At 31.4% G+C, this 13,329-nt stretch carries 11 protein-coding genes; all 11 read left to right on the top strand.

What is annotated here, in order from left to right; genetic code table 11:
* Positions 1 to 8: 8 nt before the first annotated feature.
* The 11 genes from AXE85_RS07700 (at position 9) to AXE85_RS07650 (ending at position 13,306) form a co-directional block, all read left to right on the top strand.
* Positions 9 to 1,187, top strand: coding sequence for a helix-turn-helix transcriptional regulator (locus tag AXE85_RS07700; protein ID WP_062174469.1), 1,179 nt, complete (start codon positions 9 to 11; stop codon positions 1,185 to 1,187).
* A gap of 226 nt (positions 1,188 to 1,413) precedes the next feature.
* Positions 1,414 to 2,718 (top strand): CAP domain-containing protein, encoded by a 1,305-nt coding sequence (locus AXE85_RS07695; RefSeq protein ID WP_062174467.1) that lies wholly within the window; start codon positions 1,414 to 1,416, stop codon positions 2,716 to 2,718.
* Positions 2,719 to 2,891: 173 nt separating this feature from the next.
* Positions 2,892 to 3,920, top strand: a complete 1,029-nt coding sequence (gene selD / locus AXE85_RS07690) for a selenide, water dikinase SelD (RefSeq protein ID WP_082729140.1) — start codon at positions 2,892 to 2,894, stop codon at positions 3,918 to 3,920.
* Between the two features lie 45 nt (positions 3,921 to 3,965).
* Positions 3,966 to 4,769: a sulfurtransferase-like selenium metabolism protein YedF gene (gene yedF / locus AXE85_RS07685; protein WP_062174462.1), complete on the top strand. Its 804-nt coding sequence runs from the start codon at positions 3,966 to 3,968 to the stop codon at positions 4,767 to 4,769.
* Between the two features lie 8 nt (positions 4,770 to 4,777).
* The gene (locus AXE85_RS07680; RefSeq protein WP_062174460.1) at positions 4,778 to 5,053 is read left to right on the top strand and encodes a putative Se/S carrier protein; all 276 of its coding nucleotides are present in this window, start codon (positions 4,778 to 4,780) and stop codon (positions 5,051 to 5,053) included.
* Positions 5,054 to 5,137: 84 nt separating this feature from the next.
* Positions 5,138 to 7,048, top strand: a complete 1,911-nt coding sequence (selB, locus tag AXE85_RS07675) for a selenocysteine-specific translation elongation factor (RefSeq protein WP_062174458.1) — start codon at positions 5,138 to 5,140, stop codon at positions 7,046 to 7,048.
* Between the two features lie 35 nt (positions 7,049 to 7,083).
* Positions 7,084 to 8,235, top strand: a complete 1,152-nt coding sequence (locus AXE85_RS07670) for an aminotransferase class V-fold PLP-dependent enzyme (RefSeq protein ID WP_062174456.1) — start codon at positions 7,084 to 7,086, stop codon at positions 8,233 to 8,235.
* 27 nt (positions 8,236 to 8,262) lie between these two features.
* On the top strand, positions 8,263 to 9,645 hold the full coding sequence (gene selA, locus AXE85_RS07665) for an L-seryl-tRNA(Sec) selenium transferase (RefSeq protein WP_062174454.1): 1,383 nt from the start codon (positions 8,263 to 8,265) through the stop codon (positions 9,643 to 9,645).
* Between the two features lie 226 nt (positions 9,646 to 9,871).
* A complete protein-coding gene (gene tig, locus AXE85_RS07660) occupies positions 9,872 to 11,140 on the top strand; it encodes a trigger factor (RefSeq protein ID WP_062174452.1) in 1,269 nt (422 codons plus the stop codon).
* 386 nt (positions 11,141 to 11,526) lie between these two features.
* The gene (locus tag AXE85_RS07655) at positions 11,527 to 11,718 is read left to right on the top strand and encodes a hypothetical protein (protein ID WP_021753629.1); all 192 of its coding nucleotides are present in this window, start codon (positions 11,527 to 11,529) and stop codon (positions 11,716 to 11,718) included.
* Positions 11,719 to 12,325: 607 nt separating this feature from the next.
* Positions 12,326 to 13,306 (top strand): thiamine pyrophosphate-dependent dehydrogenase E1 component subunit alpha, encoded by a 981-nt coding sequence (locus AXE85_RS07650; protein WP_062174450.1) that lies wholly within the window; start codon positions 12,326 to 12,328, stop codon positions 13,304 to 13,306.
* Positions 13,307 to 13,329 lie beyond the last annotated feature (23 nt).

Here is a 13,329-nt window from a genome sequence, read left to right as displayed (position 1 = left end):
TAAATATAGTGAGAAGTTCTTTGCAAAAAATAGAGCGAATTAAGGATATATTGGATTTAAACGGAAAAGTTTTGACTTATAAACACAGTGATGAAGAGATTACTTTGAATCTTGGAGAAGAGCAATTAAGTAGTATTTTCAGCAGATTTATAAAAAGAAATCTTTCAACAATTAAAAATGAATTAAATAATGGGAAACTCGTTAAATGTCAAAGTGGGTTGGGTATCTCTTGTCTGTTTATTCCGAGTGATAATGAAGAAGAATTTTACCTGTTAACTCCATTTTTAGAGTATCTTATTCCGACAAAATTATTCCACGAATCATTGACGAAATATGGTGCCAGTATTAGCGAATTGGTTTGTGATGTTTATTTTTCATTGCCAATCACCCCGAGAAAGAAATTTAATTATCTTGTAGAGCTTCTTATGGGTTCAGAAAATGTGGATTATTTAGATTCTATAGTTTTAATAGAAGACACAAGTGTAAAAAATGTAAGACGCAGTGCAGCTAAGAAAAATAATTATTTGAATAGTATTTTAGAAAGTGAAGTTAAATTTAAAAAGGAAATATTAGAAGCTGTAGTTGATGGTAACATTTCTAGGGTTAATATGTTGTTTGATTTAAGACATAAAATTCATGGTGTTGATGAAGAATCTGTAGAGCAAGGAATTAATGTAAGACGTAGAAAATCATATAATATGAACGACTTATTAAGATATGCTTTAGAACAACATAGCAATGATTATCTTGGAGTTGAGGAGTTATGGGTTAAAATAAAAAATAAACTTGATAACTATGATTTATCAGAAGATGTAATAAGAAGTTATTGCTTGTTGGTTGATAGAGAAAAATATAAAGATAAACAAGCTGTTGTAAGAAATTGTATAGCTTATATTAATGATCGTATTTCCGAAAAAATTAGTTTAGATAATGTTAGTGATTATTTAGGGGTAAATAAAAGTTATCTATCTTCAATTTTTAACAAAGATATGGGAATTAGTATTGTAGATTATATTCATGATAAGCGTGTATCAAATGCTTGTTATTTGCTAGAAAATACAGATTTCTCTATTTCGGAAATTGCGGATTATATAGGTTATTTTGATACAAGTTACTTTATTAGAATTTTTAAAACATTAATGAAAGTAACTCCATTAAAATATAGAGAATCCCTTTCAAAAAAATAAAGTATTCCCTATTTTGGAACTGTTCCCAAAACTTGTCTAAGTTTTGGGGACAGTTCCTTTTGTGGGGAATATTTTTGTAGCTAAAAATAAACTTAAATTATTTCAAAATCGTTACAACATTGAATTTATATTACAAATTAGAAATTTTATTGAATAGACTTTTGTAATAAATTATAATATAGTAGACGGTAAAGTTTAGAAATAAAAATGTAAGGAGTAACGAAAGATGAAGAAGAGTGGTTTAAAAGTAACTAGTAAAGTTATTGCCGGATTAGTTTTATTAACAGGAATTACGGTTATCCCGGCAAATGCGAACGAAGTTCAACCTGCTGCGGTAGACGTGAATGTTAAAGATGTAAAAGTAAGTGTTTATGAAAAAAATGGTCATTATTATGCGAAACTGACAACTACTAAAAATGTAACAAATGTAGTGGTGAGAGTAAGTGTAGATGGTAAATCAGAATTTATAATTAAAAAAGATGCGATTAAAGCTGGAGAAAATGTAGAGTATGAATTAAATATTAATGCTCCTGTTCCTGCTAAGGTGCTACCGAAAACAGCTGTGAAAAGAGAAACAATAAAAACTTCAACAACAGTTAAAGGTCATAAGTTTGATGTTACTGTAACTTATGATGTTGAAGCTAAAGAAGAACCTAAAAAACCTGAAGAACCTAAAAAGCCTGAAGATAAACCAAAACAAGAAACAGGTGAAAATAAAGGTAATGAGAAAAAAACTTCTGAAAAACCTAAAGAAGAAAAAACTCAACAAGCAACAAATTCAGCGGTAAAAGAGAAAACTCCGACTCCGAATAATGTAGTACCGGCGGAAAAACCGGCTTCAGAGGCTACTGTTGCTGTAAATAGAGCGGCAGCCGCACCGAGTGTATTACCATTAAATACTAGTAAACATACTAATTTTAAAACAAGTAGTACAGTTTTGAATACCCAAAAATCAAAACAAACTCAAACAACTAAGGCACAAACAACCAATCCGGCGGTAACAAAAACACAAACAACTACTTCAGTAGCTACCAGCCGTGAAGAACAAATTAGACAGGCGTATATCGCTAAAGTAAATCAATTACGTGCGATGAACGGTCTATCACAATTAAAACAAAATGCTGCTTTAAATATTGGAACTAAACAAAGAGCGACTGATGTATTGTCAAATCCTATTACATCTTCTATTCACGGGGTAAGAGGTTCATTAGAAAAATCGGCAGCTGCAGCGGCAGGATATGCTGATCCGCAACATATTTTATATAATGTAGCGGTAAGTTCTAATTATGGAACGCCGGAACAAGTAGCACAACGCTTATTGGATATTTTATATAAAGAAATCGGAAATGTTGTAACTCAATACCCTTATGGACATAGAAATACGTTACTTGACAAATCGGCAACCGAATTAGGTGTCGGTGTAACAATCGCCGGAGGTAGAGTAGCATTAGTTCAACACCAAGATCATCATGGAGCATTCCAAGGTAAAACTCCGATTCCCGGGGTATATCTTGACGGAAGCAGAAACTAGTATCGTATAGAATGTAATTAAAGAGAATACGCAAAGGTAAGGACTTTACTTTTTGGGTATTCTCTTTTTGTGTTTTAATATTAATCTTCAACAAAACTAAATAATTAAATAACTCTTTTAAAATTGCAAGTATGATAGTATAATAATATATATAGAGGAATGGGGGGTAGTGTATGTCTGAGAAGAAAAAATTAGATATGATAGTATGCGGAGGTTGAAACTCAAAAATAGGGCCGGGGGCTTTATCGAGTATATTAAGTGATCTGCCGAAAAAAGAAGATAAGAATTTAATAGTAGGGTATGAATCATCTGATGATGCTGCCGTTTATAAAATTTCAGATGATAAAGCCATTATTCAAACATTAGACTTTTTTACAACAATGATAAATGATCCGTATTTGTATGGACAAATTGCAGCTACAAATGCTTTAAGTGATGTTTATGCTATGGGTGGAGAAGTAATTTCCGCTTTAAATATTGTTGCATTTCCTGAGAGTATGGATTTAGAAATATTACATCAAATATTAAAAGGTGGTGCTGAAAAAGTTCATGAAGCCGGTGGAGTTTTAGCCGGTGGACATTCTATACATGATGCAACACCTAAGTATGGATTATCAGTTACAGGGGTAGTGCATCCGGATAAAATTTTGCAAAATAATAATTGTAAAGCCGGAGATAAGTTAATAATAACCAAGCCGCTTGGAGTAAGTATTATTAACACGGCATATATGATAAAAGGATGTTCTGATGAGGCATTTGCCCAAAGTGTAAAACAAATGACGACATTAAATAAATACTCGGCAGAGATAATGAGAGATTTCCCTGTAAATAGTTGTACTGATATTACAGGTTTCGGATTTTTGGGACATCTTGTAGAAATGTTGGATGGGAAATATTCAGCAGAAATTATTGCAAAGGATATTCCTTATATTGAAGAAGCATATGATTGTGCTAAAGAATTTATAATTACTTCAGGTGGGCAATTAAACAGAACATATGTGGAGCCTAATGTGGAATATAGAATAAAAGATTTTGCGTTAGAAGAAATAATGTATGATCCGCAAACTTCAGGAGGATTGTTAATAAGTGTACCGGCAAATGTAGTGGATGAACTTTTGGAGCGTTTAAATACACTTGATGTAAAAAGTGCGATAGTAGGAACGGTAATAGAAAAACAAGAAAAAGCAGTTATAGTGAAATAACTATAACATTAAAAAATAAATATTAATACTAAGGAGAAATTCAGCATGAAAAAACAACAATTAAATGCTAAAGGATTGGCTTGTCCTTTACCTGTTATTCAAACAAAAAAATTATTAGTGGAAAATGATGTAGTGGAAACAACGGTTGATAATTTTGTTGCAACTCAAAACTTGGAAAAATTAGCTACTCAGTTAGGATACAATTATTCTATGAAAGAAATATCTAATACAGAGTATATTGTAACAATAAAAAAAGATAAAGATTTAGAAGATGGTGTGGTTATTGATACTTTATTGGATAAATGCGTTGTTCCGGTTACCCAAGCAAAAAGAACATTAGAAGAAGAAACTAAAGTAATATTATTAGTAAAAGCACAAGAAAGTGTAGATAGCCTTGAGAAATTTGCTGCAAAAAATAATTATTCTTTTATAGTAAAAGAAGTAGAAAATGGATATAAAGTAATAATAGAGCGAGAAGAAAAAGAAAAACAACCGGAAATACCTGCGTTTAAAGATGATAGTTATATAGTTGTTATTAATAAAAGTATAATGGGGCATGGTAGTGAAGAATTAGGGAAACGACTAATAAAAGCATATCTTTACGGCTTGACAGAACAAGAAGTGTTACCGCAAAAAATAATATTTTACAATGGTGGAGCATTGTTGGTAGATAAAGAACGTAGTCATGTATTAAACGAACTTCGTGAATTAGATAATCGTGGTGTGGAAATAGTTTGCTGCGGGGCGTGTATAGATTATAATAAAATTGATTTAGCGGTCGGTAATCCGACAAATATGTATTTTATTGTAGAGGATATGAGAAAAGCTAATAAAATTATTCATCCGTAGGAGGCTCAATGGTAGAAGAAGGTTTAGTAGTATTTAACAATACTCATGATGCGATAAAGGCTGATGATATTTGTTTAAAAAAAGGAAATGGAGCTTCGCTTATTCCAACTCATCCCAGTATATCAGTAGGTTGTGGTTTTATGCTGAAAATAGCTTGGGAAAAATTTGATGAATTGGTAAAATTACTTCATGGCGAACAAATAGAATACAAGGGGCTGTATTATTCGAAAAAAATAGGAATTAAAAGAATGGTTGTTGAATTGAAAGATTATGAGTTAAAATAAATTTAAAAAGGAGTGGAACAAAGTAATATAGAGTTTTCTTATTAACTTTGTTCTGCTTTTAATAAAAATTGAGGCGGAAAATAGATGGAAAATAATGTAATAATTGGAACGGCAGGGCATATTGACCATGGGAAGACGACGCTTATAAGAGCATTGAGCGGAATAGAAACAGACACTACCATGGAAGAAAAAGAGCGTGGTATGTCAATAAATTTAGGATTTGCTTATTTTGACCTACCTAGCGGAAAACGCTGCGGTGTTGTTGATGTGCCGGGTCATGAAAAATTTATAAAAAATATGTTAGCAGGAGTAAGTGGCATTAACTTGGTATTGCTTTTGATTGATTCAAGAGAAGGTATTATGCCTCAAACAAAAGAACATATTGATATTTTAACGCTACTGAGTATAAAAAATTATATCATCGTTATGACAAAAATTGATCTTGTAGAAGAAGAATATAGAGAATTGGTAAAAGATGATATAGAAGAATTTATAAAAGGAACCGTGTTAGAAAATTCACCGATTGTAGAAGTTGATTCTATAAGTAAAAAAGGGTTGGATACTCTGTTGGAGATTATTGACAAAAAAACAGAAGATATAGAAGCGAAGAATATAGAAAAAAACGCACGCTTAAACGTCGATCGCTCATTTCAGGTAAAAGGATTTGGCACCGTTGTAACCGGAACTTTGACCGAAGGTGTAGTTGCTGTTGGTGATGAACTTACTATTTATCCCGGTGAAATTAAAGCTAAGGTTAGAAATATCCAAGTACATTCAAAAGATGTAGAAAAAGCCTTTGCCGGTCAAAGAACAGCTATAAATTTGGCGAATATAAAATTTGATGAGATAAGTCGTGGAGATACATTAGCAACAACCGGAAGTCTTACTAAAACGTATATGTTAGACAGCGAGATAACATTAATAGATGATTCGCGGGCTAATCTTGAACTTTGGGACAGGGTTCGACTTTATGTCGGAACTGTTGAAGTTATGGCAAGGATTGTGCCGTTAGGACAAGATGAGTTAAAACAAGGGGATAAAGGGTTTGCCCAGCTACGCCTAGAAGAAGAAGTCGCTGTGAAAAATTATGATAGATTTATCATAAGAACTTATTCACCGATGATAACAATCGGTGGTGGTGTAATTTTAGATGCCAACCCTAAAAAACATCGCCGTTTTAATGAAGAAATACTTAGAAAATTAAAAGTTCAATTAGAAGGAAATTCGAAAGAGTTGGTGGATAATTATTTGTTAACCCATATTCAGTACATTATCCCCAAAAAAGAAATTATTCAAGATTTGCAATTACCAAGTAACGAAATAGAGGAAGATTTATCATCATTATTGGAAGATAAAATAATTTATGAGACGAAATTAGGGTTTATTCACAGTAAAAAATATGAAGAATTGCTGGAAAGATTAAAAATCATTTTAAACGATTATCATAAACGCAATAGGTTAAAAGCAGGTATACCTAAAATCGAACTTATGTCCAAATTTAAGTTGGCACAAAAAGAAGTGCTTGAAATAATAAAGTTATTTATAAAAAATAATGAAGTACATTATATTGGTAATTTAGTTTCGGAAAAAGGTTTTGAAGTTAAATTAGACAATAAGCAAATAGCCGAAAAAAATCGTCTTGAAAAAGAATTGCTGAACGGTGGCTTTACACCGCCAACAATAAAAGATTTGACAAAAGGTATTAAATTCAGTTTGGAGATTTTAGAATCACTGGTGGATAATACTATTATTCGTTTAGATAGCGATTTAGTTTTGCATAAGGATATTCTTGAACAAGCGATAAATATGGTGGAAGATCATTTTAAAACAAATGAAAAACTTACATTGGCAGAGTTTCGTGATATGAGCGGATCAAGTAGAAAATACTCGATGGCTATTTTAGAATATATAGATAAACTTGGAATAACACGTCGTGTAGAAAACTATCGTGTTCTTAGCAAAAAAATAAAAAAGGGGGAAGTTTTAGGAAAATAATATAAAAAATTATTTTACCTAAACAAGAGAATATTATGAGTTATTATTTTGATTATGGTGCAACATCTTTAAAAAAACCAAAAGCTGTTGCTGATAAAGTATACGAAGTATTGTCTTCGGCACAATATGCAAATGCCTCTCGTGGTAGCTATCAGGAGGCTAATAATGCTTTTCGTGCCGTATTTGAAGCAAGAAAAGCAATTTCAGAATTTTTCGGTTTAAAAGATGAAAGTAGATTAGTATTTACAGGCAATTCGACAGAAAGTTTAAATATAGCAATTTTAGGATTACTTAATAAAGAAGATCATGTTATTACGACAACTATGGAACACAATTCTGTATTAAGACCGATTTATTTGGCACATGAAACTATCGGCTGTGAATATACAATTATAAAAGGGGATAAGACAGGACTTATATCTTATGAAGACTTGGAAAATGCGATTAAGCCCAATACAAAAATGATTGCCATTACTCACGGTTCTAATGTGACAGGTAATATTATAGATGTGAGAAAAGTATCGGAAATTTGTAAAAAACACAATCTTATTTTAGTGGTAGATGTTTCGCAAACAGCGGGAGTTATTCCTATTAATGTAGAAAAAGACGGCATTGATATCCTTTGCTTTACAGGACATAAAAGTTTATATGGGCCACAGGGAATTGGTGGTTTATGTGTAAATATGGAATCTCCGGAAATACGCCGTTATAAAGTTGGTGGCAGTGGTGTTCGTACCTTTGACAAAGTTCATCCGGGAGAATATCCGCTACGACTTGAAGCGGGAACTTTAAATACAGCAGGAATTTTGGGATTGTATGAAGGAATAAAATATATAAAAGAAAAAGGTATTGAGAATCTATATAAAAAACAAATGAGCTTTGCCAATAAGTTTTACAATTCTTTAAAAGGTTTGGACTGTCTTGAATTTTATGGAGATTTTTCTAAGAAAAAAACAGCGGTAGTATCACTAAACTTTAAAGGTGTACCGGCAGGAGATGTTGCTGATGTACTGGCAGAAGAGTATAATATCGCCATTCGAGCGGGCGCTCATTGTGCTCCGTTGATGCACGAGGTGCTTGGAACACGTGAGCAAGGTATAGTTAGGTTTTCTTTTTCGAGTATGAATACCGAAGAAGAAATTGATTATGCCATAAATGCAATAAAAAAAATAGCTGAAAATATTTAATTATAAATTTTATAAAGGAGAAGTATTATGCCAAATAAGTTGTTGTCGAAAATACCGGCAATAAATAAGATATTATTGTTGGATAGAATTAAAGAGTTAATAAACTCATATTCGGAAGTAGCGGTAAAATCTGCCATAAAAAGTTATATTGAAAATATAAAAAATAAAATTTTAAATGAAGAATTATATGAAGTACCCAGTTTAGAAAAAATAGTAGACGAAGTTAAAAAAATAGTAGAAAAAGAAGATGAAAATTCATTGCGTCGGGTAATAAATGCAACAGGAACTATTTTACATACAAACTTAGGGAGAAGTTTACTAAGTCAAAAAATAAAGGAAAATATTGAAAGTATAGCATTTAATTATTCAAACTTAGAATTTGATATTGATAATAAAAAACGTGGTAGTCGCTATGTTCACCTAATAGATATTATAAAAAAAATAACAGGAGCTGAAGATGTTCTTGTAGTTAACAATAACGCCGCAGCTGTATTGCTTACACTAAATACTTTGGTAAAGGATAAAGAAATAGTTGTATCACGTGGAGAATTGGTAGAGATTGGTGGAGCATTCAGAATACCTGAAATTATTAAACTAAGTGGCGGGATACCGATTGAAGTAGGAACAACCAATAAAACCCACTTAAAAGATTATGAAAATTCAATAAATGAAAACACCGGTGCATTGCTTAAAGTTCACACCAGCAACTATAAAATATTAGGCTTTACAAAAGAAGTTTCAAACGAAGAAATAGCATATTTAGCACGTGAAAATGAGTTGGTATCTATTAATGACCTAGGAAGCGGTCAGCTTGTTGATTTTTCAAAATATGGTTTACCTTATGAACCGACGGTAAAAGAAGTATTGGATAGCGGTATTGATATTGTAACTTTTAGCGGTGATAAACTCCTTGGTGGGCCACAGGCGGGAATTATCGTAGGTAAAAAAGAATATATAGATAAAATGAAAAAAAATCAACTTACTCGAGCATTACGTGTAGATAAGATGACTTTGGCTGCTTTAGAAGCAACGTTAAAACTTTATTTAGATGAAAAAGTTGCGCTAGAGCATATTCCGACACTGCATATGATCTCATTATCAAAAGAACGTTTATTCGGTAAGGCGGATGTATTAAAGACAAAATTAAGTGATTTAGATTTTATGATAACTATTGAGGAAGACAAGGCTGAAGTGGGCGGCGGAAGTTATCCGGCTAGTAGTTTAGAAAGTGTTGTAGTTAAGTTAGAACATAAAAATTTAAGTTCAACTGAAATAGAAAGAAGATTATTAGAAGTTGAAATACCAATAATTACCAGAATAAAAGATAATAGTATTATTTTAGATATGAGAACATTAAGAACAAGAGAATTTGATTTGGTAAAAAACTCATTGGAAAAAATTACAAAATAATATTATAAAAAGATTAATTTTCTAAATGTAAAGTATCGATAGATTAAAAGAAAAAATTTACCGGATAATTTTTGTAAAAAAATATTTTTTTTCTAAATATTCCTGACTAATTTTTCTGAACAATAACGCTAATCATTGACTTTTTTAAGCATTTACTATATAATTAATCAAGAGTTTTTTGTATTTTAAACGATAATACTTAAAAGTATTTTTGGAGGAAGAATAAATGTCACAAATTTTAAATAAAGAAGATGGAAAAGTAGTTATCTCTTTTTCAGCATCAAAAGAAGATTTTTCGAAAGGCTTAGATAGAGCATTTGCCAAAGTTGTTAAACGTGTCAATGCACCCGGCTTTAGAAAAGGTAAATTACCTAGACCGGTATTTAACAAAATGTATGGGGAAGAATCTTTATATCAAGATGCGATTGATGCTATTTTACCGGCTGCATATACTAAAGCGTTAGAAGAATTGGAAGTTACACCGTTAGCAGTGCCTGACATTGATGTTAAAGAAATCAGTAAAGAAAATGGCGTAACATTTGAAGCTGATGTAGTAGTTAAACCTGATGTGAAATTAGGTGTGTATAAAGAATTAAACATTGAAAAAGAAACTATTTCTATAACAGATGAAGATGTAGAAGCAAGAATTAAAACTATTTTAGGTCGTGAGGCTGAATGGCAAATAAAAGAAGGAGAATCTAAAAAAGGTGATATAGTAGTAATCGACTTTAAAGGATTCGTTGGCGATGAAGCATTTGAAGGCGGAGAAGCTAAAGGGTATGAATTGGAATTAGGTTCAGGTTCATTTATCCCGGGATTTGAAGAGCAATTAGAAGGAAAAGTTGCACCGGTAGATACGGAAGTGAATGTAACGTTCCCGGAAAATTATCAAGTAGCAGATTTAGCGGGAAAAGCCGCACGTTTTGAAGTGACTATTCACGATGTAAAAGAAAAAATTCTACCGGAATTAACAGATGAGTTTATAAAAGAATTTTCTAAAGAAGCGGCATCAACGGTTGCAGAATATAAAGATAAATTAAAAGGAGAACTTAAACTTGAAAAAGAAGAATTAACAGAAAAAACTCATTCTGATAAAATTATTACAACAGTTGTTGAAAATGCGACTGTCAATATACCCGGAAAATTAATAGAACAAGAGATTGAATCAATGTTTGAACAATTTACCGGTAATTTATCTCGCCAAGGGTTGTCGTTTGACCTATATGAGCAACTTACCGGAAAAGGTACCGATTCGGTAAAAGAAGAAATGAAATCAGAAGCGGAAAATAAAATTAAAACATCATTTGTTTTAGGTGAAATAGCTGAAACAGAAAATGTTGAAGTATCGGAAGAAGAGATTGATTTAGAAGTAAAACAACTGGCTGAAATGTATTCTATGACTGATGAAGGCATTAGAAGTCGTATTAGTGTAGAAAGTTTAGTTTCAGAACTAACAGCTAAAAAAGTTGTTGATTTCTTAAAAGAGAATAACTAACAATAATTAATACTTAAATTATTTTGTAATAGATCCCTAAAGTTAGATAAGAATATGTCTAGCATTAGGGATTTATTTATAGAGTTATTATATGGAGATAAAATAAAAATTTATAGATTAAACAAGGAGAAAGGCTTGCAAATTTGCAAGCCTATATTATGAAAAAAATATTATTAACTGATTATCATTATATAATATCAACTTAAACTATAATTAAAATAAAAGAGAAAATAAAAGTTTACTAATTATTGATTGCTAAATAGTTATAAATGTTGCTAGAGTGCTTATTCGTAATGATTCCTTAATTTGAAATTCTATTGACTATTAGTACATAAACATATAAAATTAAAGTAGAAACAAAAGTAATTTTTAGGAGGAACATTAAAATGGAAAAATGTCAATGTGAACATCACTGCCATTGCCATGATGCTGTAGAAAATTGTGAGTGTGGTAATTGTAAAGAAGGAACTTGTAATTGTGAAGAAAATTGCAAATGTGGTTGTCATAGTGCAAAAGAAGATTGCGAATGTGGTAACTGCAAAACAGGAGAATGTCACTGTAATGACCATGCGGCATAAGGAAAAAAAGAAGGCTGATTTTTGTCGGTCTTCTTTTTTTAATATATTAAACTATATTAGCATGAATAGGAAAGTGATAACGAATATATTGCTTTTTTCTATTTTTAATTTAATAAATTTTAAAAATGCAATATATTTGCTCAGATATTATCACAATTTTGTCACAATATATTTAGAAGAGCAAACAATATATTATTTTCGCCTAAGTAATAAAAGAAATTCACTAAAATGTAAGCGATTTATTGTAAATAATTTAGATACGAAATGAATTTAATATTAATAATATATATATATTAATATTAAAAAATGGAATATATCTTATAAGAGTAATAATTTATTTCTGTATTAATATGAGTATGCAACAGAGAATTTCTATATTATCACAGATTAAATTGAAAATAAAAGCGAATATAGTAAAATCCTAATAGCTGTTTATAAATGTTGAAAATCAGTGTTAAATAAAGGGGGTTTTTAAGGCAAAGCAAATATTATTATTTTATTTCAGTTTGAAAATTTGACAACCAATTTTAAAAGTTGTATATTAGTGGAGTAATATATGAATACATAATTTATATACATTTAATATATATTAACTTTGGAGGTTATTATGGTAAAAACATCAAAAGACTTAACTAAACAAGAGCATTTAGAAATGTATGAACTAATGCAACTTATAAGAGATTTTGATATGGAGTTAAGTAAACTATACTCACGTGGTTTAGTTCATGGTATGACTCACTATTCTGTAGGAGAGGAGGCAGCAAATGTCGGTGCAATCTACCCGTTAAAAAAAGAAGATTTAATGTATTCTAATCATCGTGGTCATGGACAAACAATCGCAAAAGGTATCGAAATTGATCGTATGATGGCGGAAATTCTTGGTAAAGCGACCGGACAATGTAAAGGACGTGGAGGGAGTATGCACGTTTATGATTTAGAGCATGGGAACATGGGTTGCAACGGTATTGTAGGTGGCGGACACGGATTAAGCACAGGAGCTGCCTTAGCACAAAAAATGAAAAAAACCGATAATATCGTTGTATGTTGTATGGGAGATGGTGCAACAAATGAAGGAAGTTTCCACGAATGTTTGAACATGGCATCTAACTGGGATTTACCACTTATTTTCTATGTAATTAATAATAAATATGGTATTTCAATGGCGCAAGAAAGATGTATGCGTGTTGAAAAAATTACCGAACGTGCTGCCGCTTATAGAATTAAAGGTATCCATGTAGAAGATGGTAACGATGTTCTAGCAGTGTATGATGCAATGCAAGAAGCTATTGAGCATACAAGAAGCGGTAAAGGGCCTGTGTTGGTTGAAGCTGTATCGTATCGTTGGTTCGGTCACTCTGCTTCTGATGCCGGAAAATATCGTAGTCGTGAAGAAGTAGCGGAATGGAAGAAAAAAGATCCTAACGTAAAATATAAAAAATTCTTATTAGAAAATAATATTGCGACAGAAGAAGAATTAAAAGAAATTGAAACTAGAGCAAATGCAACTATCAATGATGCGGTAGAATTTGCAAAAGAATCACCACTATCTGAACCGGAAGTTGCATTCCAAGATAACTACGCTGATTAATTTGCGTAATATTTAATAAATAC

Origin of the sequence: Gemella sp. oral taxon 928 (assembly GCF_001553915.1) — a bacterium.
Taxonomy (GTDB): domain Bacteria; phylum Bacillota; class Bacilli; order Staphylococcales; family Gemellaceae; genus Gemella; species Gemella massiliensis.
This window is presented reverse-complemented; position numbering and strand designations above follow the sequence as displayed.